The organism is Xanthomonas bonasiae (assembly GCF_017163705.1).
Taxonomy (GTDB): domain Bacteria; phylum Pseudomonadota; class Gammaproteobacteria; order Xanthomonadales; family Xanthomonadaceae; genus Xanthomonas_A; species Xanthomonas_A bonasiae.
Window position 1 is genome coordinate 56,404 of record NZ_JAFIWB010000014.1, and the last position, 25,465, is coordinate 81,868.

Here is a 25,465-nt window from a genome sequence, read left to right on the forward strand (position 1 = left end):
GAACTATAGCGGGCCGCGGCCTCGCGCGCAAATGCGCGCCGGCCGGGTCATTCGGCCAGCAGCGGCTGCAGCTCGCCCTGGCTGTCGAGCCGGGCGGCGAAATGGCCGCCGCGCGCGCTGCCGACCTCGGCCGGCACCGGCCAGCGCTTCTGTTCTCCGGCCAGCACGTAGCCGGCCAGGTTGTGGAACAGGGTCAGCTGGCGCCCGTCGGCGCCGACGAAGCTCAGGTCGCTCAGCCGGGCGTGCGCCTTGCCGCGGTTGCGTACCTGCAGTTCGTGGCCGTAGGCGCCGGCGACCAGGCTGGCGCTGAGCGCGGCGGTCGGCGCGGCACCGGGCGGGGACAGGAACACCGGGGTGGAATAGCGCAGCAGCAGGCGTGGGTCGGCGGGGGCGTCATCCGCGTCCGGGCGTTCTTCCAGCACCAGGCGGTAGGCGATCTCGCCGTCGGTCGCGGCCGGGCCGGTGCGCACCACCCGCAGCAGCTGCCGCCCCTGCGCGGGGATGTCGATCAGGCGCGGGCTGACCTGCACGTCGTCGGTCGCCTGCAATTGCTCCATGCCCTCGGTCTGGTGCCAACGGTACAGCCTGGCCTGCGCCAGCCAGGGCCGGTCCTGGGTATTGCTCAGCCAGACCTCGGCGGTCTGGGCGCCGGGCGGGATCTGCACGATGGTCGGGCTGATGCGTACGCCGGCGGCCGCGGCCAGGCCCGGCAGCAGCGCCAGCAGCAGGCCGGCGATCCGACCGCGGGAGCGGCCGACCACTTAGAACGCGACCGTGGCGTAGCGCGCATCCTGGCGCTGCAGGCCGTCGGCCAGACTCAGGCTCAGTGCCAGCGCACCGGCGTTGGGGGCGGCGGCGCCGTCGATGCTGACCTGGTAGGGCAACGGGCGGCTGCAGGCCACCTGCGCGGCGGCCGCGCCCGGCTGGCGGCGGCCGGCGGTATCGATCTCGCAACTGCCCAGCAGGCGGATGCCGACCCGGAACGCCGTGCTTTCGTTCGCGCCTGGGTTCTGCGCCGCCGCGCTCGCGCAGACGGCGCACAGGCCGGCGAGCAGCAGCGATTGCATGAACGGGTTGGCGGTCATGGCGGTATTCCCAGGAGGATGCGACAGATAACGGCGTGCCGTGCGGCAACTTTACCGCCTCCGCGCCGGCGTTTAGCCCTCAGTAGGTCACAGTTACCTTGACCACGTCGCTGTAGCTGCCCGGGGGCGGGGTCTGCGCGGCCGGCACCTGGCCGTACAGGGTCAGCGACTGGGTGCTGCCGGTCCCGGTGCCGGTCTGGGTATCGCTGTTCAGGGTGCTGCCCCAGCGCTGGCTGCGCGCCGCGTCGCGGTACAGCTCGTAGCGCAGGTACTGGCCTGCGGCATTGCGCATGCGCCGGATGCTGCCGCTGGCGTACTGGCCGTTGTCCAGGCTGACCTGCCAGGCGGTGCGCCGGCGGCAATTCATGCTCAGCGCGGTGGTGTAGTTCAGCGCGGTATCGACCAGGCCGGAGTGGCTGCCGAAGTCCAGGTCGGCGATGCTGGCGATGGTGCACAGCGGGGCCGCGTTGGCCGAACTCACGAACGGGAACTGCGCCGCGGTGGCGCCGCCGGTGCCACCGTTGGTGCAGGAGGCCGGCATGCTGGCCGGGGTGCCGATCAGCGGCTCGTCGTAGCGGTACTGCAGGTTGGTGAACGCCCCGCTGAAGCTGTTCTGGTACAGCCCGGTGGCGATGCCGCTCTGCAACGGGACGCGCCCATAGATGGTGTAGCTGGCGCTGCCGCTGCCGCCGGTCAGCAGCGACGAGTAGGTCAGGTCCACCTGCAGCGGCGTGGACGCGTTCAGCGCGCTGCCCCAGATCAGGCTGCGGGCGCTGTCGCGGTACAGCTGGAAGCCGAGGCTGTCGTTGAGCGGGTTGAGCATGCGCCGCGGGGCGATGCCCAGGCCGCCGCCCTGCGCGCCCTCGCCGATGTTCAGGCACATGCGCACGTAGATCGTGCCCAGGATGCTGAGCGCGCCGGTCTGGCAGGTGACCGTGATCTGCGCGCTGCTGTCGGTCGCGGCGCTGGCGGAGACGTTGCCGAAATCCAGTGCGGTGGTCACCGCCGTACAGGTGGTGGCGGCGATGGCCGGCGCTGGCGCCAGCGCCACGGCCAGCGCCAGCAAGGCGCCGCACTGCCATGCGCCGCGGGTCACGGCGCCGGCCCTGCGCTGCAGCGCAGCGGTCCCAGGCGGGCCGGGCGCCGTTGCGGCGTGTGTTCGATCGTGACCCTGCAGCTGCCCGCGGCCATGTCCACCTCCAGTTCGTTGCGGCCGGGCTTCAGCCCTTCCAGGTAGGCCTCGCCGTCGTAGCCGACCACCGCGGCGATGCCCGGGCCGCGCACCCGGCTGCCGACCGGCAGCGGCGCGTCGTGCGCATCGTGCAACTGCACCAGGACGCCGTCGCTGTTGCGGATCGGGAAGTCCACCACCACGCCGGTGCGGTCGCGCGGCACCACGATCTGGTCGACCCGCTCCGGACGCATCTGCGGCGGCAGGCGCATCGGATCGATCGACACCTGGTTGTGCTGCCAGCCCATCAGCGGCGTGATCAGCAGGAAGCCGCGCGCGTCGGTGACCCCGATCGGGCGGTTTTCCAGCAACACCGGCACGTCGGCGATGCCGCCGGTGGAGACCAGGGCGAAGGCCTGGTCGAGATCGCGGCTGGGGAACCAGCCGCCGCCGATCCAGGCCAGGCCGCCGGAGGCTTCGGCATAGCCGTAGGCCTGGCCGCCGTAGCTGGCCAGGCCCGCGGCATAGCGTGCGGTGTCGCGCCGCCAGGTGGCCTCGGCCAGGCCGCCGGCGCTGTCCTGGCCGCTGCGCGCCTGCAGCCGCCAGCCGCTGCCGCCGTCGGCGGCGGCCGAGCGGCTGAGATCGGCCGCCACGCTCATGCGCTCGCCGACCCGCTGCAGCGCGACGCTGGCCTGGCGCGCGCCGCTGAGCGCGATCGACCAGCCCAGGTACACGCTGCGATCGCTGGCCTGGTCCAGATTCTGGTTGACGCTCAGGTTCAGCGAGGACTGCCACGGCAGCGTGCGGGTCCAGAACAGGCTGGCATAGCGCACGTCGCCGCTGTCCGGGTAGGCCAGGCGCACATAGCTCATCGACACGTTGCCCACCTGCTCCCAACTGACGCCGGCCAGCGCGCGTTCGCTGATCCGCGGCGGCGGCGCGCCGTACTGCGAAGCCACGTCGCGATAGCCGCGCTGCGCGCGCTGGGTATCCACCGAGACGTTGAAGCGGCCGTTGTTCCAGCGGTAGCTGAGCGCGTACTGGCGCCCGCTCAGGCCATTGCCCTGGCTGTGCGCCAGCGATGCGCCGACCACCCCGGCCCGCGGCAGCAGCCAGATGCCGCCGGCGCCGGCGTTGCGGATGCCGGCACCGGCCTCGGCATGGGCCTCGGCGGTGAAGCCGGCGCTGAGGCCGCGGCGCCAGCTGGCGCTGCCGACCATGTCGCCGGCATAGGCGAAGGCGTCGCTGCCATAGCCTTCGCGGACCCGGCCCAGCGCCAGCGACCAGTCGTCCAGGCCATCGGCCAGCAGGTCCTGGGTGGCATAGAACGGGAATTCGACCGACCGGCTGCGGCCGTAGGCGTCGGTGATCACCAGCTGCGCGTTGCCGGCGCCGTCCACGCCGGGCGCCGCCGACAGCTGGAACGGTCCGGCCGGCAACTCCGAGCCGTACTGGCGGATGCCGTTGACGTACAGGTCCACGCTCGAGGGCACGGTCACCTCGCCGAGGAATTCCGGCAGCGGGGTGGTCACGCGGTACGGCTGCAGGCCGAAATCGCGGCCCACGCGCACGCCGCCCAGGCGCAGCGTGCGGCTCCAGCTGGTGCTGCTGCTGAGCGTGTCGCCGAGCACCACGCTGGTCATGCGGTCGGGCAGCGACCACTGCCACTGCGTGTCCAGGCGGATCGCCTGGCTGCGCCAGTCGCGCTGCGGCTCGCGGTAGAGGCGGGCGACGAAGGATTGCCGGAACATGGCTTGGCCGAACAGGCCGCCGCCCAGGCCGAAGGCGCGCAATTCGCCGCTGGTGGTCAGGTTGCTGGCGCTGCCCTGGCGGCTGGCGTATACGTCGTAGTCGAGCAGGGCGCCGGGCGAACTGGTCGCCGGCAGCGCCGGGCCGCTGTTCTGCGCGTCGATGCGGGTCAGCGGCACGTCGAGCAGCGCCACCGGCGCATCGATCGCCAGTTGCTGCAGGCCGGCGTCGTAGCGATAGCGCACCCCGTCCAGGTCTTCCAGGGCGATCGCCGCGGTGTCGGCGTCGGCGTCGATGCGCAGGCCCAGCTGACGCAGCGTGGCCGCATCGGCGAGCATGCGCGCGCCGTCGCGCTGGAAGCGGAACAGCCCGGGCTTGCGGGTTTCGTTCAGGGTGACCTCCAGATACAGCGTTTCCCGGTCCGGCGGCGGGCCGCCAGGCTGGGCGGCGGCGAGCTGCGCGGCGCTTGCCCACAGCGCCAGCAGCAGCTCAAGGAGCCTGTGCGTCCAGCGCGAGCGACTGAGCAATGGGCTCACCGTTGATCGTGGCCTTGAACGTGCCGTCGGCACGTACCAGCGCAGGAGGGAGCGGCCAGCGCTTGTGTTGGCCCGGCAGCACGTAGCCGGCCAGGCCGTCGGCGATCGCGGCACGGGTGCCGTCGCTGGCGACGAAATGCAGGTCCACCAGCTGCGCGTGCTGGCTGCCCCGGTTGACGACCTCCAGCGCCGGTGCGGCGGCGTCGCGGATCAGCCGTGCCTGCAGCGCGGGGGCCGCGGCGTCCGCGGGCTTGACGAAGATGGGCACCGAGTAGCGCAGCACGAACTGCAGCCCGGACGCGCTGGCCGTGGCGTCCGCCGACGGCAGTTCGTCGACCAGGACCCGATAGGTCTCCTCGGTGGTCCTGGGCGCATCGTCCAGGCGGATGATGCGCACCAGTTGCCGCGAGTGCGGCGCCAGTTCCAGCATCGGCGGGCTGATCGCGATCCTGTCGCTGGGATCGAGCAGGTCCTCGCCGTCCTGCTGGCGCCAGCGGAACACCCGCACCTGCGCCTGCAGCGGCGTGTCGCCGCTGTTGCTCAGCCACAGGCCCTGCGCCGACTGTTCCGCGGTCAGCTGCACCGAGGTCGGTGCGACCTGCAGGCTGGCGGCATCGGCCGCCAGGATCGCCGCCAGCCACAGCGCGGCGGCGATCGGCAGGCGCAACGAAAGGATTCGGTGCAGGGACATGGAGCGCTCCGGTTACCAGGTGACGGTGGCGGTGACGACGTCGCTGTACGCGCCGGCGGGGTAGTTGGTGCTGGCGACCTGGCCATAGACGACGAGCGGTTGCACCGCGCCATTGCCGGTGCCGGCCTGGGTGTCGCTGCCGATGGTCGAACCCCAGTTCTGGGTACGCGCCGAGTTGCGGTACAGGGCGTACGGCACGCGTGCGGTATTGCCCGCATCGGCGCTGCCCATGGTGCGCGAGGTCACCGTCGCGCCGGAGCCGCTGCCGGCGTTGAGCGCGATGTTGTACGGGGTGCCCGAGGTGCAGCGCACGTTCAACGTACCGGTGCTGTTGATCGAGGTCTGGGTGGAGTTGACGCTGCCGAAATCGACGTCGGTCGGGGCGGTCTGGATGTCGCAGACGCTGGTGATCTGGATCTTGACGTTGAAGGTGCGCGAGTCGGTCTGGGCGTAAGCCACGCCGGTCCCGGCGGCCAGCAAGGCGGTGACGGCGAGTGCACGGTGGAATGCTTGCATGAGGTGAGGCTCTTCGGAATGACGGAGTCCGTCGGTGCCCGAGCCAATGCAAAGTGTGGGCCAGTGCACATATTTCTGGATGTGCATCTAGTTTTCGGTTTCGATGACAACCCCGATTTCGCGGGTTGAAGTTTGTGAAGACGGTGGGGCGGCAGCCCGGTGCCGAAAAACCGGCAGTACGCACGGGCGCGTTCAGGAAAGCCCCGAATGAGCGATAATGGCGGGTATGACCGTCAATCTGAAAACTCCCCAGGACATCGAGAAGATGCGCATCGCCGGCCGCCTGGCCGCCGAAGTGCTCGACATTATCGGGCCGCATGTGAAGCCCGGTGTCACCACGGCCGAGCTCGACCGCATCTGCCACGACCACATCGTCAACGTGCAGCAGGCGGTGCCGGCCAACGTCGGCTACCGCGGCTACCCGAAGACGGTATGCAGCTCGGTGAACAACGTGATCTGCCACGGCATTCCCAGCGACAGCAAGGTCCTGAAGGACGGCGACATCGTCAATATCGACGTCACCGTGATCAAGGACGGCTGGCATGGCGACACCAGCCGCATGTACTACGTCGGCACCCCGTCGGTGATGGCGCGGCGGCTGGTCGAGGCCACCTACGAGGCGATGTGGCGCGGCATCCGCGCGGTGCGCCCGGGCGCCACGCTCGGCGACGTCGGCCACGCGATCCAGCAGTACGCCGAAGGCGAGCGTTTCAGCGTGGTGCGCGAGTACTGCGGCCACGGCATCGGCAAGGTCTACCACGACGAGCCGCAGGTGCTGCATTACGGCCGCCCCGGCGAAGGCCTGGTGCTGAAGCAGGGCATGACCTTCACCATCGAGCCGATGATCAACGAAGGCGCGCGCCATACCCGCGTGCTGCCGGACGGCTGGACCGTGGTGACCAAGGACCGCAAGCTGTCGGCGCAGTGGGAGCACATGATCGCGGTCACCGAGGACGGCGTGGAAGTGCTGACCCTGTCGCCCGGCGGCCTCGGCGAGCCGTGAGCCTGTTGCCGGCCGGTACCGATGCCGGCATGCCCGACGCGGCCGCCGACGATGCCGAGTGGGCCGCGGCGGCCCGGCAGCTGTTGGTCCAGGCCGACGCGCGGCTGTGCAAGCGCTTCGACCAGGGCGACGACATCGACCGCCTGCTGGCGCTGCGCGCGCGCGCGCTGGACCAACTGATCAAGCATGCCTGGAACCGCTGCCTGCCGCGCGATGCCGGGCTGGCGCTGTACGCGGTCGGCGGCTACGGCCGCGGCGAGCTGTTTCCGCGCTCGGACATCGACCTGCTGGTGTTCGGCGAACCCGAGCGCCAACGCGCCCACGAGCAGGCGCTGGCGCGGCTGTTCGCGCTGCTCTGGGATGCCGGCGTGCCGGTCAGCCATGCGGTGCGTTCGGCCGCGCAATGCACCACCGCCTGTGCCGACCAGACCGTGCTGACCGCGCTGATCGAGGCGCGCCCGCTGCTCGCCGATGCCGCCGCGCGGGCGGCGCTGGCCGCGGCGATCGCGCCGCAGCGGGTGTGGACGCCGCGCGCGTTCTTCCTGGCCAAGCGCGAGGAACTGCAGACCCGCCACCAGCGTTTCGGCGACACCGCCGACAACCTTGAGCCGGACATCAAGGACGGCCCGGGCGGCCTGCGCGACCTGCACACGCTGGGCTGGATGGCGCTGCGCGCGTTCGGCGTGCGCGACCTGGAGGCGCTGGTCGGACTCGGCCACGTCGGCAGCGACGAGGCCGCGGCGCTGCGCCGCGAGCGCCGCGAGCTGGCGCGCTTGCGCTACGGGCTGCACCTGGTCGCCAATCGCCCGGAGGAGCGCCTGCGCTTCGACTACCAGAAGACCCTGGCGCAGCGGCTGGGCTTCTCCGACGACGCCGAGAGCCTGGGCGTGGAGAAGATGATGCAGCGCTTCTACCGCAGCGCGGCGATCGTGCGCCGGCTCAGCGATCGCCTGCTGCAGCGCTTCGAGGAACAGTTCGACGGCGAGGCGCAGCCGCAGCCGCTGGGCGCCGGCTTCTCGCTGCGTCGCGGCTACCTGGCGGCCGATGCCGAGACCTGGCCGCAGGCCGATCCGGTGCAGGTGTTCGCGCTGTTCGCGATCTGGGCCGCGCATGGCGAGGTGCGCGGCCTGCATTCGCTGACCGCGCGCGCGCTGGCCGAAGCGCTGCCGCAGTTGCCCGCCTACGGCAGCGCCAGCGCGCTGGCGCGCGAGCGGTTCCTGGCGCTGCTGCGCGGCCCGCGCGCGGTGCAGACGCTGACCCGGATGGCGCGGCTGGGCGTGCTCGGGCAATGGATCCCGGCGTTCGCGCAGGTCTCCGGGCGCATGCAGTTCGACCTGTTCCATGTGTACACGGTGGACCAGCACACGCTGATGGTGCTGAAGAACATCGCGGTGTTCGCCAGCGCCCGCGCCGACGACCGTTTCTCGATCGCGCACGAGGTGTGGCCGCGGCTGCGCAAGCCGGAACTGCTGCTGCTGGCCGGGCTGTTCCACGACATCGCCAAGGGCCGCGGCGGCGACCATTCCGAACTCGGCGCGGTGGATGCGCGCGCGTTCTGCGCCGGCCACGGACTCAGTGCGGCCGATACCGACCTGGTGGTGTGGCTGGTCGAACAGCACCTGCGCATGTCGGTGACCGCGCAGAAGCAGGACATCTCCGATGCGGACGTGATCCACCGCTTCGCCACCCTGGTGGGCGACCGCGAGCGCCTGGACTATCTGTACCTGCTGACCTGCGCCGACATCGCCGGCACCAGCCCCAAGCTGTGGAACGCGTGGAAGGACCGGCTGCTGGCCGACCTGTACTTCGCCGCGCGGCGCGCGCTGCGCGATGGTCTGGAGCATCCGCGCCCGTTCGCCGAGCGGGTGCAGGAGGCGCGCGAGGCGACCCGCGCGCTGATGCACATCCAGGGCCATGACGACGCGGTCATCGACCGCCAGTTCGCCGGCATGCCGGACGAGAGCTTCCTGCGCTTCCGCCCCGAACAGCTGGCCTGGCAGGCGAGCTCGCTGATGGAAGTGGAACTGGGCGGCACCCTGGTCAAGGTGCGCCCGGTCACCCCGGACGACGACGCGCTGGAAGTGTTCGTCTATTCGCCCGACCGCGACGGCCTGTTCGCCGCGATCGTGATGACCCTGGACCGGCTCGGCTACGGCATCCACCGCGCACGCGTGCTCGACGCGCCGCACGAGGCGATCTTCGATACCTTCGAGGTGATGCCGGCCGATGCCTTCGCCAGCGGCGACACCGCGCAACTGGAAGCGGCGCTGCGCGAGGCGCTGTCCGGCGACCTGACCCGGCTGCGTCCGGCGCGGCGCGTGGTGCCGCGCCAGCTGCGGCATTTCCGCTTCGCCCCGCGCATCGAATTCCGCGAGAGCGTGGACGGCCGCCGCACCCGCCTGAGCCTGGTCGCGCCGGACCGGCCCGGGCTGCTGTCGAACGTGGCGCAGGTGCTGCGCCGCCAGCAGCTGCGCGTGCACGACGCGCGCATCGCCACCTTCGGCGAGCGCGCCGAGGACGTGTTCCAGATCACCGACGAGCACAACCTGCCGTTGCCCGATTCCTCCCGCCAGGCGCTGCACGCCGCACTGCAGGCCTGTCTGGACCCCGATACCCCGCCTGGAGAATCCCGCTAATGGCCACCAAGAAGCCTGCCGCCGCCAACAAGCCTGCTGCCAAGACCGCCGCCGCCAGCAAGACCGCCGCGAAGAAGGCCGCGGCCAGGAAGCCCGCCACCCCCGGCACCGCCGCCAAGCCGGTGGCCGCGCCGAAATCGCCGGCCAGGCCGGTGCGTTCCAAGCCGGCTGCCGGTCCCAGCGCCGACGAACTGAAGTTCACCATCGACAGCGCCTTCGAGCGCCGTGCCGCCCTGACCCTGGACGAGATCGAAGGCTCGACCCGGCCGGTGGTCAACCGCGTCATCGATGGCCTGGAAAGCGGCGAGTTCCGCGTCGCCGAGCCCGACGGGCACGGCGGCTGGAAGGTCAACGAGTGGCTGAAGAAGGCGGTGCTGCTGTATTTCCGGGTCAACGAGATGGCCGTGGTCGAGGCGCAGCCGGCGCCGTTCTGGGACAAGGTGGAGTCGCGCTTCGCCGGTTACCACGAGGCCGAGTTCCGCAAGGCCGGCGTGCGCGTGGTGCCGGGCGCGATCGCGCGCCGCGGCAGCTACTTCGGCAAGGACGTGGTGCTGATGCCGAGCTTCACCAACATCGGCGCGCACGTGGGCGAGGGCACCATGGTCGATACCTGGGCCACGGTGGGGTCGTGCGCGCAGATCGGCAAGCATTGCCACCTGTCCGGCGGCGCCGGCATCGGCGGCGTGCTCGAGCCGCTGCAGGCCAGCCCGACCATCATCGAGGACCACTGCTTCATCGGCGCGCGTTCGGAAGTGGTGGAAGGCGTAGTGGTCGGCCACCACAGCGTGATCGGCATGGGCGTGTTCATCGGCCAGAGCACGCGCATCTACAACCGTGCCACCGGCGAGGTCTCCTACGGCTACGTGCCGCCGTACAGCGTGGTGGTGTCCGGCCAGCTGCCGTCCAAGGACGGCTCGCACTCGCTGTACTGCGCGGTGATCGTCAAGCAGGTCGATGCCAAGACCCGCAGCAAGACCAGCGTCAACGACCTGCTGCGCGGCCTGGCCGATTGAGCACGCAACCGGGCGCGCGCGACGGCATCCTCTCCCGGGCCGCGTCGCGCTGGGTGAGGTGGGGCATCCCGGCGTTCTGGCTGGGCTGGGTCGTGCTCTACACGGTCGGCGTGCTGACCCGCGACCCTACGGTTCCGACCGGCGGGCCGTGGCATTGGATCGTGCCGGCGCTGGTGGTGGCGATGGCCCTGCGTTGGCTGCGGCAACCGGCGCGCTGGGCGCAGGTCTACGACGCCGGCGATGCCTTGCTGGTCGAGCGCCAGGGGCAGCGGCAGCGCATCGACCTGCGCGAGCTGCGCGCGGTCGAGCCGGCCTGGCTGATTCCGCCGGTGCGCCTGGCGCTGCGGGTGCACGCCGCGGATGCACCGGTGATCTTCTTGCCTGCCCGCGGGCAGGCGCCCGAACTGCTTGCCGCAGGCCTGATGGCGCGCGCCGATGCGCGCCGCGCAACCACAGGAACTCCATGACATGACCACGCTGTACGGACTGAAGAACTGCGATACCTGCAAGAAGGCGACCAAGTGGCTGGACCGCTTCGGCGTAGCCTATGCGTTCGTCGATTACCGCGAACACAAGCCGAGCCCGGAGACCCTGGTCGAGTGGGCCGGCAAGGCCGGCGGCTTCGATGCGCTGATCAACAAATCCTCGACCACCTGGCGGCAGCTGCCGGACAACAAGAAAACGCCGGGGTCCGACGCCGAATGGAAACTGCTGCTGCGCGAATACCCGCAGCTGATCCGGCGGCCGCTGGTGGTCACCGACGACGGCCAGCTCAGCCAGGGATTCTCGGACAACGGCTTCAAGCAGCGCTTCGGCGTGGGCTGAGCGTCGGTCGCGCGCAGTTGCGCTCCCTGCAGGAGCGGCTTCAGCCGCGACCGTGACGTCAGAACCCCATCTGACCTGGATCGTTCGCAATGGATGGCGTGCGTGACACTCTTGCATCTTGTCGCGGCTGAAGCCGCTCCTACAGTGATTCCTCGCCATGACCGACGTCGTTGACCTCACCTGCGACCTGATCGCCCGCCCGTCGGTCACGCCCGACGACGCCGGCTGCCAGGACCTGATCGCGCAGCGGCTGGCGCGTGCCGGCTTCGCCATCGAACGGCTGCGTTTCGGCCAGGTCGACAACCTGTGGGCCACGCACGGCAGCGGCGCGCCGGTGCTGGCGCTGCTCGGCCATACCGACGTGGTGCCGCCGGGGCCGCGCGAGGCCTGGGCCAGCGATCCGTTCGTGCCGCAGATCCGCGACGGCGTGCTGTACGGACGCGGCGCCGCCGACATGAAGAGCGGGGTGGCCGCGTTCGTGGTCGCCGCCGAACGGTTCGTCGCCGCGCATCCGCACCACCCCGGCACGCTGGCGTTGCTGCTGACCTCCGACGAGGAAGGCGACGCGCTGGATGGCGTGCGCAAAGTCGCCGAGACGTTCCGTGCGCGCGGCGAGCGCATCGACTGGTGCATCACCGGCGAACCGTCCTCCACCGAACGGCTCGGCGACCTGCTGCGCGTCGGCCGCCGCGGCAGCCTGTCCGCCACGCTTGCGGTACAGGGCGTGCAGGGCCACGTGGCCTATCCGCACAAGGCGCGCAATCCGATCCACCTGGCCGCGCCGGCGCTGGCCGAGCTGGTCGCGCGGCATTGGGACGACGGCTACGAGAGCTTCCCGCCGACCAGCCTGCAGATCTCCAACGTGCATGCCGGCACCGGCGCCAACAACGTGATCCCCGGCGACCTGCAGGTGGCCTTCAACCTGCGCTACAACCCGCACTGGGACGCGCCGCGACTGGAAGCGGAGATCGCCGCGCTGCTCGACCGCCACGGCCTGGACTACACGCTGCGCTGGCACCGCAGCGGCGAGCCGTTCTACACCCCGGAAGGGCGCCTGCGCAGCGTCGCGCGCGAAGTGCTGGGCGACTTCGCCGGCGCGGCGCCGGAAGAGAGCACCGGCGGCGGCACCTCCGATGCGCGCTTCATCGCGCCGCTGGGCGCGCAATGCATCGAGGTCGGTCCGGTCAACGCCAGCATCCACCAGGTGGACGAGCATGTGCGCGTCGCCGACCTGGAGGCGCTGCCGGCGCTGTACCTGCGCCTGATCGAACGGTTGCTGTCGTAACAGTTGCGCCGTTGCGCCGGCCGGGTTACGTTCGCCGCATGACCTCGCTGTCCGCCCTCCGCCCGATCCACGCCAACGGCCGCAATAATGCGCTGGCGAATAATCGTGCGCGGCCGATGCGGGTCTGCGACTAGGCGCTACCGAAACACCACGCCCAGTATCCAGAAAACCCGCATCGGCCGATGCGGGTTTTTTTATGTGTGAGATTTTTCGCCGCAGCGCGGTGCCGGCCGGCAACCGCTGCAGACCATCGCCGCAACGACCTGTTACCCCCACACACCATCCAGGAGCTTTTCCATGTGTTCGATCTTCGGCATCTTCGGCCTGCAACCGGGCGACGACCTGCAGGCGCTGCGCCGGCAGGCGCTGGACTGCTCGCAGCGGCAGCGCCATCGCGGTCCGGACTGGAGCGGCGTGTATGTCGACGACGGCGCGATCCTGGTGCATGAGCGCCTGGCCATCGTCGATCCGGCCGGCGGCTCGCAGCCGTTGCTCTCCGAAGACGGGCAGCTGGCGCTGGCGGTCAACGGCGAGATCTACAACCACCGCGAACTGAAGAAGCAGCTGACCCAGCCGTACGCGTTCCAGACCGGCTCGGATTGCGAGGTGATCAATGCGCTGTACCGCGAGCAGGCGCCGGCCGCGCTGCTCAACCGGCTCAACGGCATCTTCGCCTTCGCGCTGTGGGACAAGGCCGCCGGCCGCGTGCTGATCGCGCGCGATCCGATGGGCGTGTGCCCGCTGTACTGGGGCCACGACACCCAGGGCCGGCTGCGCGTGGCCTCGGAGATGAAGTCGCTGGCCGACAGTTGCGCCGACGTGGCCCAGTTCCCGCCCGGCCATTACTACGACAGCGCCAGCGGCGAACTGCAGCAGTACTACCGCAAGCCGTGGCGCGACTACGACGCCGTGCAGGGCGTACAGGTCGGCAAGCAGGAACTGCGCGAGGCGTTCGAGCGCGCCGTGCACCGCCAGCTGATGACCGACGTGCCGTACGGCGTGCTGCTGTCCGGCGGGCTGGATTCGTCGCTGGTCGCGGCGGTGGCGGCGCGGTTCGCGCGCAAGCGCATCGAGGACAACGACGAGGCCGAGGCCTGGTGGCCGCGCCTGCATTCGTTCGCGATCGGCCTGAAGGGCTCGCCCGACCTGGCCGCCGCGGCGATCGCCGGCGAGTCGCTGGGCACCGTGCACCACGGCTTCGAATACACCTTCGAGGAAGGCCTGGACGCGCTGCCGGAAGTGATCCGGCACATCGAGACCTACGACGTCACCACCATCCGCGCGTCCACGCCGATGTTCCTGCTGGCGCGGCGGATCAAGGCGATGGGGGTGAAGATGGTGCTGTCCGGCGAGGGCAGCGACGAGATCTTCGGCGGCTACCTGTACTTCCACAAGGCGCCGAACGCGCGCGAATTCCACGAGGAGCTGATCCGCAAGCTCGACGCGCTGTACAACTACGACTGCCTGCGCGCCAACAAGTCGATGATGGCCTGGGGCGTGGAGCCGCGCGTGCCGTTCCTGGACGTGGAGTTCCTGGACGTGGCGATGCGCATGGACGCGCGGTACAAAATGATCGACAAGACCAGCAGCGGCGCGATCCGCATGGAAAAAGGCGTGCTGCGCGAGGCCTTCGAAGGCTATCTGCCCGATTCGATCCTGTGGCGGCAGAAGGAGCAGTTCAGCGACGGCGTCGGCTACGGCTGGATCGACGGGCTCAAGGCGCACGCCGAGGCGCAGGTCAGCGACCGCGAACTGGCTGCGGCCGACAAGCGCTTCCCGGTCAACCCGCCGCAGACCAAGGAAGCCTATTACTACCGCACGCTATTCGAGCGCGTGTTCCCCACGCCGGCCGCAGCCGAGACCGTGCCCGGCGGCAAGTCGATCGCCTGTTCCTCGCCGGCTGCGATCGCCTGGGATGCGAGCTTCGCGACGATGGCCGATCCGTCCGGCCGCGCGGTGGCCGGAGTGCACGAGCAGGCGCTGGGGGCGTGAACCCGCGCGTAGCGCCGGCGACGTGCCGGCGCTACGCGGCAGCGGCGATGCTTGGCAGTACGGCGATTGCCGCGATCGTGCGGCCGCCTGCGCAGCGGCCGCGGCTCACTCCGATGGCTGCGGCAGCGGGCCGCCGTGTTCGCTGGCGCGGTCCGCGGGCGCCGCGCCGGCGCCGGTTTCGATGCGGATGCGGCCCTTGCCCTCGCGCTTGGCCGCGTACAGCGCGCGGTCCGCACGCTTGAGCAGGTCCGACACCGTGCCGCCGGGGTGCAGCCGCGCGACCCCGGCGCTGAACGCGAACGCCACGTCGTTCACCCGCAGCGTGCAGACACGGTCCAACAACCGATGCAGCAACTCGCCGACCTGCGCATCGCTCATGCGTTCGAACAGGATGCCGAACTCCTCGCCGCCGAGCCGGCCGACCCGGCAGCCGTCACCCAACTGCGCCAGTTCCGCGGCCAGCGCCAGCAGCACCGCATCGCCGACATCGTGACCATAGGTGTCGTTGACCTGCTTGAAGTCGTCGATGTCCAGCATCGCGAAATGCAACGCGCGCTCGCCGCGTAAGGCGGCCAGGGTCTGTAGCTGCTCGGTCAGCGCGCGCCGGTTGGCCAGCCCGGTCAGCGCATCGGTTTCGGAGATGCGCCGGTAGTCTTCCTGCAGCGCGAAGGTGGTGCGCATGCTGCGCACGAACATGCGGTTGAGTGCGAAGCCGATCAGCGACACCGCCACGACCAGCAGCGCGAGCAACGGAAGGTCGGACCTGGCCGGGACCGGCGCCGGATGCGCCACCAGCATGATCGACCAGGTGCAGGCCAGCACCAGCAGGTAGTCGCGCGAGAACAGGAACAGCAGGTTGACGCCCAGGCACAGCGTGACCGACACCGGCAGCAGCCAGAAGTCGCCGTGCCGCCCCATGCCGTGCAGTTCGAGCCGATAGGCCGCGGCCAGCGCCAGCACGTACAGCGCACCGCTCAAGCGCCATTGCCAGAACCGCCCGGCCAGCGCCGAACTCGCTGCCGTGCCGACCAGGGCGGCGAAAGCCAGCGCATAGGCGTGGTCCAGTGGCCGCTGCAGGTGCGGATTGAGCAGCAGGGTCGCCAGCCACACCACGATGGTCAGCCACTGCACCGCCATGATGGAAGGCGCCAGCACCTGGCGGATGTGGGTCTGGTACGTCATCTATGCCCTTCAAGACCTGCGGCTGTCGGGTCTTGGCGTGGACGATGCCCACGGTGCGGTGCCTCGATTGCCCAGGATCGATCCCCGGTTATCGGCCTAGCCGGGATGTGCTTGAGGGGAGCGGGACCCGGGACTCGGGAAAGCGCGCTGCCGCGATCCGAGGCTCTACCGACTTCCGTTCTTCCGGTCCCGAGTCCCGAGTCGCGGCCTCACTCGAAGCGCATGCAGCGCCCGTAGCGCTCCGGCTGGATGTCCACGCCGGAGGCGTCGGCCTGGTTGTTCTTGCGCCACAGGTTCTGGCGGAAGTCCGGGCCGCTGCAGTTGGCGGCGCGGTCCACGCCGATCGTGTAGGTGTAGGGATTGTCCTTGAAGATATTGTTCTCGAAGGTGTTGTCCTGGCTCATGCTGTTGTCCCAGCACAGGATCTCCGGGGTGCGCTGGCGGATCGAGCAGGCCAGGTAGATGCCGGCGCCCTTGTTGCCGGTGAACTGGTTGCCGACGAACAGGTTGCGCCGCGCATCGGCCAGGTACACGCCCTGGCTGCCGTTGCGTTCCAGGCGGTTGTTGCGGATCTCGCTGTCTTCCAGGTGCTCGGTGGTGATGCCGGCGGCGACGTTGTCGTGGATGTAGTTGTCGATCAGCTTGACCTTGGTGGTGCGGTTGAACGACACGCCGTCCCAGATCGCGCCGGACACGTCGTTGCGCTCGATCAGCAGGTCGCGGCTGTCGTACTCGCTGAGCAGGCAGGCGCTGCGGCACTTGCTCACGCGCAGCCCGGACAGGCGGATGTTCTGGCCGGCGCGCACCACCACCAGGCTGTTGCTCAGGTACGGGCGCTCGGGCATGAATTCCTTCTCGGCGCTGCCGCCCACGATCTGCAACTGCTCGACGACGACATCGCGGATCGGCCGCTGCGGGCGTTCGTTCTGGTAGTCGCCGACCACGATGACCGGCTGCTGCACGCCGTCCTGCATGCGCAGCACGGTGGCGTCGCCCTGGCCGCGCAGGCGCAGGCCGTCGCGCTGGATCGACAGCAGCTTGGTCACGTGGAAATCGCCGGCGGTCAGGCATACCGTGGCCGGCTTGCCGTCGTTGGGCACGCGGTCCACCGCGGCCTGCAGGTCGTCGCCCGGCTCGGCGCGCACGCTGCAGTCGGTGGCGGCAGAGGCGGGGGCGGCGGCCGTGGCGCAGCCGCTCGACAGGCAGGCGGCGAGCGGCAACAACAGGGCGAGCAGGGGACGGGCATTCATCGGATACAGGCTCCGCTGGGGGGAGGGAGGGGAGGACCGCAGACGCCGCGCGCGGGCCGCGGCGGCAGGTCGGATCGCGTGGTGCGCATCAGCGCGACAAGGGCCTCATTGTCGCGCAGGTGGCCGTAATGTCAGCGTGTAGCGGGCCGGGCCGGGCAGGAACGGCGATTCGCGGCCCTGCACCCAGTCGTCGTGGCCGGCGCCCCAGAACGGCGACAGCGGATGCTCGCTCTGGCCGCCGGGCATGTGCGCGATGCCGTCGGCTTCGTGGCCGGGCGCGACCACCATGCGCTCGGACGCGCCGAAGTCCGGACGCTGCACCCGCGGCATGTCGTTGTCGCCGGGCAAGCCCTCGGTCGGCATGCACAGCCAAGGCCGCAGCACTCCCGGCAGCGAGCGCGCCAGCGGATGGCAGATCGCGGCGGTGTTCTGTTCGCCCCAACGGCGCTGCGGCAACGGCACGTCCTGGTCGGGTTGGTCGCGGACCTCGGCGGCGGCATCCTCCAGCAAGGCCTGCCAACTGGCGTAGCGGCGCGGCAGCAGGTGCGCCGGTTGCTGCTGCAGCATCGGCCAGGCCACCGCTTCCAGCTGCGGCAGCGGCGGCATGGCGTAGTCGGCGCCGAGTTCGGCGCGCGCCGGGGCGATCAGGCCGTCGCGGATCCGGGTCAGCAGCGCCAGGCGCCAGGCGCGCACCAGCCGGTAACTCACCGAATCGGTGCTGGCGCGGCCCTCCCAGTGCTTGCCGGCCTGCGCCAGCGCATGCAGCGCCGGCGTGGCGGCGCCGCCGTCGCGTTGCTGCAGCAAGGTCCACCAGCGTTGCAGCAGCAGCGCGCGATCGTCGAGCTGGATCGACAGCAGTTGACGTTCGTCCAGCTGCGGATGCAGGCGCAGGTCGTCGCGGATCTGCTGCGCGCGCGCGCCCAGCGCGTAGCCGCCATCGCCGAGTGCCGCCAAGTCTTCGCCGCCGACGACGCGCGCATTGGCGGTCCACAGTTGCCCGTCGGCAGGATCGATCCGCTGCGGCGAATGCGCAGTGGAGACCGGCCAGGGCGCGCAGCGCTGCGCTGCCGGCACTGCCGCGCTGACGTCATGGACCAGTGCGTCGCTGCGGCAATTGGGTCCGCGCAGCGGCAGCGCGCCGAGCACGCGCCAGCCGATATGCCCGGCGCTGTCGGCCAGCACCAGGTTCTGCGCCGGGGTGGCGATGTGCTGCGCGCTGGCGAAGGCGCTGGCGAGGGAATCGGCGCGGGCCAGGTCGGCCAGGCCCAGGTTCAGCGCGCCGGGCAACTGCGCCACCCAGCGTTGCGCCAGCGCGGTGCCGTCCGGCTCGTGCTGCAGGATCGGGCCGTACGCGGTGTCTTCCACGTCCAGCGTGACGTCCAGGCCGCCGGCCACCTTGATCCTTTCGCGGTGATGAACGACCGCGGTGCAGCCGGGCTGCGGCGCGGCCGCGCACGGCGTCAACCGGTACCAGTCGCTGGTGTCGGCGTAGCTGTTGGTGAAGCCCCAGGCGACATGGCCGTTGCTGCCGACGATCACCGCCGGCAGGCCCGGCAGCGAAAAGCCGGTGACGTCCACGCGGCCGCCCGGCGCCTGCGCGTCGGCGTAGCGCAGGCGCACCCGGAACCACAGGCTGGGCGCGCCCAGCTGCAGATGCATGTCGTTGGCGACGATGGCGCGGCCGTCGGCGCTGCGGCTGCCGGCAATCGCCCAGTTGTTGCTGCCCGGTGCGGCATGGTCCGCGGTGCTGCCATCGCGCGGGGCGTCGGGCAGGGTGCGCAGATCGACCTGGCTGGCGTCGGGCAGCGTGGCGTCGCCGCGCGCCTGCGCATCCAGCGGCGCGTCCCAGCTGCTGCCGTCGTGGCGCAGCAGCGCGAACAGCGGCGCCGGCAAGTGCTGTTGCAGGCGGTACAGCGACAGTTCGCGGCCGAGCTGGCGGCCTTGCAGATCGAAATACATCGCGTCGCCGGCCAGTACCGAGTCCACCGGTTGCCAGTCGCGCGGCGCCTTGACCAGCAGCAGGTAGGGCCACGGCCGCACCCGCAGCGCGTGCAGGCCGCGATTGACGCCGGCGCTGTAGGCCTGCAGCGCCGCGGCATGGCTGCCGCCGAAGCTGGCCAGTTGCGCGGCGGCGTGCGCGCGCAGGCGGTGCATGCGGCGTTGCTTGTCCACCCCGAGCGTGGCGTTGCCGACCAGGTCCGACAGTTCGCCGGCGGCGGCGCGGCGCATCAGGTCCATCTGGAAGTAGCGTTCCTGCGCATGCACGTAACCGAGCGCACGCATCGCATCGGCCTCGCTGCCGGCGTCGATGGTGACCGTGCCCTGCGCGTCGCGCTGGATCCGCACCGGCGCCGCCAGCCCATCCAGATCGACCTGGCCGTCGAGCGTGGCCAGGCTGCCGCGCAGCAGCAGCCATGTCGCCAACACCAGTCCGATCGCCAGCGCCGCCAGCCACAGCAGTCCCCGTTTCCACTTGCTCCGCATCCAGGCATCTCCGCCGGCCAATCCTGGATTCTAGACGCGACTGCGTGTCGTTCTTGCGTACATCCGGCGGGCGTTCGCGAGCGGTTGGGCCGGGGTCAGCTTCGCTCGCGCCGCTGCACGCGTCCGTGCCGATGGAAAATCGGGATGCTAATGATTCCGATTGGAACGCGGTGCGCGCGGCTCGGGCACTATGGCCGCCTTAGACGTTACGGAGCCTGCCCCATGAAGGGACATCCTGAAGTTGTGCAATGCCTCAAGGACCTGCTGCGCGGCGAACTTGCCGCACGCGATCAATATTTCATCCACTCGCGGCGCTACGAGGACCAGGGCCTGCAGGCGCTGTACGCGCGCATCAACCACGAGATGGAAGAGGAGACCGAGCACGCCGATGCGCTGCTGCGGCGCATCCTGTTCCTGGAAGGCGACCCGGACATGCGTCCGCATGCGTTCGAACCCGGGCGCACGGTCGAAGAGATGCTGCAGAAGGACCTGAAGGTCGAATACGAAGTGCGCGCGAACCTGGCCGCCGGCATGAAGCTGTGCGAGGAACATGGCGACTACGTGAGCCGCGACATCCTGCTCAAGCAGCTGCAGGACACCGAAGAAGACCACGCCTGGTGGCTGGAACAGCAGTTGGGCCTGATCAAGCGCCTGGGCATTGCGCTGTACCAGACCTCGAAGATCGGCGACGGCGGCGTTTCCGGCAAGGACGCCTGAGCCCCTGGCACCGCCTCCCGCCCGCGCTGCAGAGTGTTTACTCCGCGCTCAAACGCTGGAACTGGCGTTCCGTCTCCTCGGTCAGCCACCGAGCCGCTGGCCCCGGCGGGTTGACCGCGCTGCGAATCGCGTAGATCGGTGACTTGCCCTGATCGAAGGCCGGAAACGGGAGCCGCACCAAGCGTCCATCGGCCAAATCCTCGCGGACCAGCGACTCGGGCAGCCCGCCCCAGCCCAACTCGCTGCGGATGAACAGCAGCTTGGTCGCGTTGTCGCTCACGCGCCAGGTCTTGAGCGAGAACACGTTGAAGTCCCGTCCCTTGGTCAGCCCCGAGGCGTCATAGACGACGATTTGCGTGTCGTCCCGCACGTCAGCCGGCTGCAGTTCGCGTCCCAGCCGGCCCAGCGGATGACCCGGCGCGGCGACAGGCACCGTCATGGCCCAGCCGATGCGCTCGGTCACGACGGCGCTGCCTGCGTTGTCCATCGCACCCCCAAAGCCGAGGACAGCCTTGCCCGAGAGGACGGCTTCCATCACGGTGCCGAGCGTGCCGACAGTGACGTTCAAGGACACCGTCGGATAGCGCTCGCGAAACGCACGCAGGACCTCGACCACGATGTCGGAGGGCACCGCGTTGCTTATGGCCACGCCCAGCTGGCCTTCCAGCCCGTCGTTGAGTGCCTTCAGGCGCGAACGTAGCAGGTCTAGGTCTCCCATCAGCCTGCGTGCATCCTCCAGGACCGAGCGCCCAGCCTCCGTGAGGCGAGGGCGCTTGGTGCCCGAGCGTTGGAACAACGTCAAACCGAGCTGCGCTTCCAGGTTCGCCACCGTGTAGCTGACGACCGATTGCGTGCGGTGAAGCGCTCGGGAGGCCGCCGAAAATCCGCCGTGCTCCACCACTGCCACGAAGACTTCCAGTTGATCGATGGTGGGGTGAGGCTTCAAGGTCCATCCACAAAATGGATAAGTTGGATCGATATTTTACCCGTTTACACGATTGGTGGTCGTGCCTACAGTGGGGTCGTTGCTGGCGGCATCCACTTCGAAGGCCAAACCGCGGCGCTGGACCATGCCAGGCCCTATCTGCGCCTGGTGCTCGGCTTCATGGGCATCACCCATGTGCAGACGATCGGAATCGAAGGCGTCAGCCACGGACCGGACGGCGCTTCATGGGCGTTGGCGGCCGCCCGGGCGCATATCGCACAACCTGCCGTAAATCCCATCCCAATCGACTGGAATTCTCCAATGCAAATCTTCGTTACTTCCCAGCCTGCTGCGGGCAAGGCCTTGCGCATCAGCCTGTGGATCGTGCAAACGCTGATGTTCCTGGCGTTCCTGCTTTTCGGTTTCCAGAAATTGTTCGTGGCTCCCGAAGCCCTGGCAGCGATGTGGCATTCCTCGTGGCCGGTCGAGCATCCGTTGTTGCTGCACGTGACCGGCGCCATCGACGTGGCTGGCGGCCTTGGCCTCCTCTTGCCCGCGCTGACGCGTATCCGGCCCAACTTGACCGTTCTGGCAGCGCTGGGTTGCGTATTGCTTCAACTCGCCGCCATTGCGTTCCACTCGATGCGTGGCGAGTTCGCTGCTTTGCCCTTGAACGCAGTCCTGCTGCCGCTGGCGGCCTTCATCCTATGGGGACGCCGACAGGTGCCCATTTCGCCGCGTACGTCGCAGTCAGTCGCCTGACACCGCTGCGGGAAGGCGATCAAATCAGCGCTGGCCGCCGTGCGAGGAACGATCCAGCGCTGGGCGCGTCCAAACGCGGTAGCGTGGCGCTGCAGACCCGGGCGCATGGCCGCGAACAGATCATCCAGCCAACTCCGCCCTGAGATTGGCGCGCAGAGCGCGCGTATCCATGCTCTGCACGCGCGGTCGCATGATTCTGGCCGAAGGCAGTGGATTCTATGGCCATCGACAAGCCCTCAAGCCGCTTCTGGTTGGTATGCGCGCTGGCTTTTTAGAGCAAAAAAATCGGCCCGAAAGGGCCGATTTGCTGTTTGCCGCTCGCTGTTGCGAATCCCCAATCCCGAATCCCCAATCCCGGCTCTTCAATCACTCCACCGCCAGATCGTCCACCTTCTGCCACCCGCGCGGCAGCAGTCCGCCGCGGCTGGCGCGCACGCCCAGGTAGGCGTCCAGGTCCTTGAACGACAGCGACATGGTGCGCTGGCCGCTCTTCACCAGCAGCGTATTGCCCGGCGCGACCGCGGCGATCGCCACCACCCGCTCGGTGCCGAGCTTGGCCTTGGGGATGTCGATGATCTTGTTGCCCTTGCCCTTGTCCAGCTCGGGCAGGTCGGCGATCGGGAACGCCAGCAGGTGGCCGGCGCTGGTCACCGCGACGATGCGGTCGGTGTCCAGGTTGCTCACCGACGCCGGCGTCAGCACCTTGGCGTTCGGGGTCAGGTTGAGCATCGCCTTGCCGGCCTTGTTGCGGCTGGTCAGGTTCTCGAAGCGGGTGACGAAGCCGTAGCCGTGGGAGGACGCCAGCACCAGCCGGCTGTCGTTCTCGCCGCTGGCCATGGCCTGGAACGACGCGCCGGAGGCCGGCGAGAAACGCCCGGTCAGCGGCTCGCCGTTGCCGCGCGCCGACGGCAGCGAATGCGCCAGCGTGGAGTAGGCGCGGCCTTCCGAATCCAGGAACGCCACCTGCTGCGTGCTGCGCCCGCGCACCGCGGCCAGCAGGCTGTCGCCGTCGCGGTAGGACAGGCCGGCCGGGTCCACGTCGTGGCCCTTGGCCGCGCGGATCCAGCCCTTCTCCGACATCACGATGGTCATCGGCTCGCTCGGCACCAGCTCGGTCTCGTCGATCGCCTGCGCCGCGCCGCGCTGCACCAGCGGCGAGCGCCGCGCGTCGCCGAACTTCTTGGCGTCGGCGACCAGTTCGTCCTTGATCATCTTCTTCAGCTTGGTCTTGCTGGCCAGCACCGCCTGCAGCTGTTCGCGCTCCTTGGCCAGCGCGTCCTGCTCGCCGCGGATCTTCATCTCCTCCAGCCGCGCCAGCTGGCGCAGGCGGGTTTCCAGGATGTAGTCGGCCTGTTCCTCGCTGAGCGCGAAGCGCGCGATCAGCGCCGGCTTGGGCTCGTCCTCGCTGCGGATGATGCGGATCACTTCGTCCAGGTTGAGGAACGCGACCAGCAGGCCTTCCAACAGGTGCAGGCGGCGCTCGACCTTCTCCAGGCGATGGTTGAGCCGGCGCACCACGGTGTCGCTGCGGAAGCGCAGCCACTCCTCCAGCAGGGTCTTGAGGTTCTTGACCTGCGGGCGGCCGTCCAGGCCGATCACGTTGAGGTTGACCCGGTAGCTGCGCTCCAGGTCGGTGGTGGCGAACAGGTGGCCCATCAGCTGCTCGGCGTCGACCCGGTTGGAGCGCGGCACCAGCACCACCCGCACCGGGTTGGCGTGGTCGGACTCGTCGCGGATGTCTTCCAGCCACGGCAGCTTCTTGGCGCGCATCTGCTGTGCGATCTGCTCGATCACCTTCGACGGCGACACCTGGTAGGGCAGCGCGGTGACCACGATGTTGGCGTGTTCCTTCTGGAACGTGGCGCGCGCGCGCACGCTGCCGTGGCCGGTCTCGTAGATCGCCCGCAGATCGGCGGCCGGGGTGATGATCTCGGCGGTGGTCGGGTAGTCCGGCCCACGCACGTGTTCGCACAGGTCGGCGACGCTGGCGTCGGGATCGTCGAGCAGGCGGATCAGCGCGCTGACGATCTCGTTGAGGTTGTGCGGCGGCACGTCGGTGGCCATGCCCACGGCGATGCCGGTGGTGCCGTTGAGCAGCAGATGCGGCAGCCGCGCCGGCATCCAGGTCGGCTCGTCCATGGTGCCGTCGAAGTTCGGCGACCAGTCCACCGTGCCCTGGCCGAGCTCGCCGAGCAGCACTTCGGCGATCGGGGTCAGCTTGGATTCGGTGTAGCGCATCGCCGCGAACGACTTCGGGTCGTCGGTGGAGCCGAAGTTGCCCTGGCCTTCGATCAGCGGGTAGCGGTAGGAGAACGGCTGCGCCATCAGCACCAGCGCCTCGTAACAGGCGCTGTCGCCATGCGGGTGGTATTTGCCGATCACGTCGCCGACGGTGCGCGCGGACTTCTTCGGCTTGGCCGTGGCGTTCAGGCCCAGCTCGCTCATCGCGTAGATGATGCGCCGCTGCACCGGTTTCAGGCCGTCGCCGAGGAACGGCAGGGCGCGGTCCAGCACCACGTACATGGAGTAGTCGAGATAGGCGCGTTCGGCGTATTCGCGCAGCGGCAGCTGTTCGAAACCATGGAAGGCGGGGCGGGCGAGATCGGTCATGCGCAGGAAATACCTATAGGGGAACGCGGCGGCGGGCGCCGCAGGTCAGCCGGTCGATTATCCGGATGCGGCCGGCGATGCCAAGCCGCGCGTCGCGCCGGCGCGGTCGGCAGCGGCAAGATAGCGTGCCGGCGGACTGCCGAAATGGCCGCGGAAGGCGGTGACGAAGGCGCTGGGGCTGCTGTAGCCGAGCCGGTGCGCGGCATCGGCGACGCTGCTGCCGTCGCTGAGCTGGCGCAGCGCCTCGGCCAGCCGCGCCTGCTGCCGCCAGCCGGCGAAGCTGAGCCCGGTTTCCTCGCGGAAATGCCGGCTCAAGCTGCGCGGCGACAGTCCGGCCCACTGCGCCCACTGCGCCAGCGAGCGGTGATCGGCAGGGGTGGCCAGCAATTGCGCGGCGATGCGCAGCAGGCGGCGGTCGCTGGGCATGGGCAGGTGCAGGCGCTCGATCGGCGCCTGGCGCAGTTCGTCCAGCAGCACCGCGCAGATCCGCTGCTGGTCCGCATCCAGGGCCTGCGGCATGCCCCACGCGGCCACCCGCAGCAGCAGCTCGCGCAGCAGGCCGTTCATGCCGATCACGCACGGACGATCGGCCAGCTCCGCGCAGGCTGCCGGGTGGACCAGCAGCACATAGATGCGCAGCGGTCCGGCGATTTGCACCGTGTGCAGCTCCTGCGGCGGCATCCAGCCGGCGCAACCGGGCGGCAGCGTCCAGTGGCCGTGCTCGGTGCGGGTGCCGAGCAAGCCCTCTTCCACGCAGATCATCTGCCCGCGGACATGCCGGTGCCAGTCCACCTCGTGTTCCAGCGCGACCGGGGTCTGCGCCAGGAACGCCAGCAGCGGCGGACCGTCGGCCTGATCGAACCATTCGGCGATGCGCGGATCGTGCAGGTCGGCCGATGCGCCGCGCTGTGGCGAGGGGAGGGAGGCGAATGGCTGGTTTTCGATATCCATTGTCCCGATTGTAATACTGGGCCAGGCCGCCGCGGCGCTAGAGTGGCGGCGCGCCAGCGTTCCGCTGCTGCAACGCAGCATT

The 25,465-nt window shown here is 69.8% G+C and carries 21 protein-coding genes; 9 read left to right on the plus strand and 12 right to left on the minus strand.

What is annotated here, in order from left to right; all coding sequences use genetic code 11:
• Nucleotides 1–47: 47 nt before the first annotated feature.
• From JR064_RS13270 to JR064_RS13295, 6 genes are all read right to left on the minus strand, one after another.
• On the minus strand, nucleotides 48–761 hold the full coding sequence (locus JR064_RS13270) for a fimbria/pilus periplasmic chaperone (protein ID WP_206230011.1): 714 nt from the start codon (nucleotides 759–761) through the stop codon (nucleotides 48–50).
• Complete coding sequence (locus tag JR064_RS13275) at nucleotides 762–1,085, minus strand: hypothetical protein (protein ID WP_206230012.1); 324 nt, start codon at nucleotides 1,083–1,085, stop codon at nucleotides 762–764.
• Between the two features lie 79 nt (nucleotides 1,086–1,164).
• Entirely contained in the window at nucleotides 1,165–2,181 is a 1,017-nt protein-coding gene (locus JR064_RS13280) for a spore coat protein U domain-containing protein (RefSeq protein ID WP_206230013.1), read from the minus strand.
• On the minus strand, nucleotides 2,178–4,541 hold the full coding sequence (locus tag JR064_RS13285; RefSeq protein WP_206230014.1) for a fimbria/pilus outer membrane usher protein: 2,364 nt from the start codon (nucleotides 4,539–4,541) through the stop codon (nucleotides 2,178–2,180). Before JR064_RS13285 ends, JR064_RS13280 begins: the two co-directional genes overlap by 4 nt.
• The gene (locus JR064_RS13290; protein WP_206230015.1) at nucleotides 4,495–5,232 is read right to left on the minus strand and encodes a fimbrial biogenesis chaperone; all 738 of its coding nucleotides are present in this window, start codon (nucleotides 5,230–5,232) and stop codon (nucleotides 4,495–4,497) included. Before JR064_RS13290 ends, JR064_RS13285 begins: the two co-directional genes overlap by 47 nt.
• A gap of 12 nt (nucleotides 5,233–5,244) precedes the next feature.
• The gene (locus JR064_RS13295) at nucleotides 5,245–5,748 is read right to left on the minus strand and encodes a Csu type fimbrial protein (protein WP_206230016.1); all 504 of its coding nucleotides are present in this window, start codon (nucleotides 5,746–5,748) and stop codon (nucleotides 5,245–5,247) included.
• Between the two features lie 226 nt (nucleotides 5,749–5,974).
• Here JR064_RS13295 and map point away from each other — a divergent pair, with 226 nt between their 5' ends.
• From map to asnB, 7 genes are all read left to right on the plus strand, one after another.
• Nucleotides 5,975–6,751 (plus strand): type I methionyl aminopeptidase, encoded by a 777-nt coding sequence (gene map, locus JR064_RS13300; RefSeq protein ID WP_225209945.1) that lies wholly within the window; start codon nucleotides 5,975–5,977, stop codon nucleotides 6,749–6,751.
• 29 nt (nucleotides 6,752–6,780) lie between these two features.
• Nucleotides 6,781–9,387 (plus strand): [protein-PII] uridylyltransferase, encoded by a 2,607-nt coding sequence (locus JR064_RS13305; RefSeq protein WP_206230048.1) that lies wholly within the window; start codon nucleotides 6,781–6,783, stop codon nucleotides 9,385–9,387.
• Nucleotides 9,387–10,400 (plus strand): 2,3,4,5-tetrahydropyridine-2,6-dicarboxylate N-succinyltransferase, encoded by a 1,014-nt coding sequence (gene dapD / locus JR064_RS13310; protein WP_206230017.1) that lies wholly within the window; start codon nucleotides 9,387–9,389, stop codon nucleotides 10,398–10,400. The genes JR064_RS13305 and dapD overlap by 1 nt, the downstream gene beginning before the upstream one ends.
• The gene (locus JR064_RS13315) at nucleotides 10,397–10,867 is read left to right on the plus strand and encodes a hypothetical protein (protein ID WP_206230018.1); all 471 of its coding nucleotides are present in this window, start codon (nucleotides 10,397–10,399) and stop codon (nucleotides 10,865–10,867) included. Before dapD ends, JR064_RS13315 begins: the two co-directional genes overlap by 4 nt.
• Before the next feature lies 1 nt (nucleotide 10,868).
• Nucleotides 10,869–11,225 (plus strand): arsenate reductase, encoded by a 357-nt coding sequence (locus JR064_RS13320; protein ID WP_179565853.1) that lies wholly within the window; start codon nucleotides 10,869–10,871, stop codon nucleotides 11,223–11,225.
• Between the two features lie 157 nt (nucleotides 11,226–11,382).
• On the plus strand, nucleotides 11,383–12,510 hold the full coding sequence (gene dapE, locus JR064_RS13325; RefSeq protein WP_206230019.1) for a succinyl-diaminopimelate desuccinylase: 1,128 nt from the start codon (nucleotides 11,383–11,385) through the stop codon (nucleotides 12,508–12,510).
• Between the two features lie 297 nt (nucleotides 12,511–12,807).
• Nucleotides 12,808–14,502 carry an asparagine synthase B gene (asnB, locus tag JR064_RS13330; RefSeq protein WP_206230020.1) on the plus strand — a complete coding sequence of 565 codons (1,695 nt, stop codon included), beginning with the start codon at nucleotides 12,808–12,810 and terminating at the stop codon, nucleotides 14,500–14,502.
• A 105-nt stretch (nucleotides 14,503–14,607) separates the two neighbouring features.
• Here the strand turns inward: asnB and JR064_RS13335 are convergent, their stop codons facing one another.
• The 3 genes from JR064_RS13335 to JR064_RS13345 all read right to left on the minus strand — a co-directional run bounded on the left by JR064_RS13335 (nucleotide 14,608) and on the right by JR064_RS13345 (nucleotide 19,418).
• Nucleotides 14,608–15,684: a GGDEF domain-containing protein gene (locus tag JR064_RS13335; protein ID WP_206230021.1), complete on the minus strand. Its 1,077-nt coding sequence runs from the start codon at nucleotides 15,682–15,684 to the stop codon at nucleotides 14,608–14,610.
• 209 nt (nucleotides 15,685–15,893) lie between these two features.
• Entirely contained in the window at nucleotides 15,894–16,934 is a 1,041-nt protein-coding gene (locus tag JR064_RS13340; protein WP_206230022.1) for a right-handed parallel beta-helix repeat-containing protein, read from the minus strand.
• Between the two features lie 105 nt (nucleotides 16,935–17,039).
• The gene (locus JR064_RS13345; RefSeq protein ID WP_206230023.1) at nucleotides 17,040–19,418 is read right to left on the minus strand and encodes a penicillin acylase family protein; all 2,379 of its coding nucleotides are present in this window, start codon (nucleotides 19,416–19,418) and stop codon (nucleotides 17,040–17,042) included.
• A gap of 222 nt (nucleotides 19,419–19,640) precedes the next feature.
• Between JR064_RS13345 and bfr the strand changes: the two genes are divergently transcribed.
• The gene (gene bfr / locus JR064_RS13350; protein ID WP_206230024.1) at nucleotides 19,641–20,135 is read left to right on the plus strand and encodes a bacterioferritin; all 495 of its coding nucleotides are present in this window, start codon (nucleotides 19,641–19,643) and stop codon (nucleotides 20,133–20,135) included.
• Nucleotides 20,136–20,172: 37 nt separating this feature from the next.
• Here bfr and JR064_RS13355 read toward each other — a convergent pair whose 3' ends face one another.
• Nucleotides 20,173–21,081, minus strand: a complete 909-nt coding sequence (locus JR064_RS13355) for a LysR family transcriptional regulator (protein WP_179565839.1) — start codon at nucleotides 21,079–21,081, stop codon at nucleotides 20,173–20,175.
• Here JR064_RS13355 and JR064_RS13360 point away from each other — a divergent pair.
• Entirely contained in the window at nucleotides 21,055–21,822 is a 768-nt protein-coding gene (locus JR064_RS13360) for a DoxX family protein (protein ID WP_206230025.1), read from the plus strand. The two genes, JR064_RS13355 and JR064_RS13360, sit on opposite strands and share 27 nt — an antisense overlap.
• Before the next feature lie 366 nt (nucleotides 21,823–22,188).
• Here JR064_RS13360 and parC read toward each other — a convergent pair whose 3' ends face one another.
• Entirely contained in the window at nucleotides 22,189–24,432 is a 2,244-nt protein-coding gene (gene parC / locus JR064_RS13365; RefSeq protein WP_191825597.1) for a DNA topoisomerase IV subunit A, read from the minus strand.
• Nucleotides 24,433–24,489: 57 nt separating this feature from the next.
• The gene (locus tag JR064_RS13370; protein WP_206230026.1) at nucleotides 24,490–25,383 is read right to left on the minus strand and encodes an AraC family transcriptional regulator; all 894 of its coding nucleotides are present in this window, start codon (nucleotides 25,381–25,383) and stop codon (nucleotides 24,490–24,492) included.
• Between the last annotated feature and the right edge of the window lie 82 nt (nucleotides 25,384–25,465).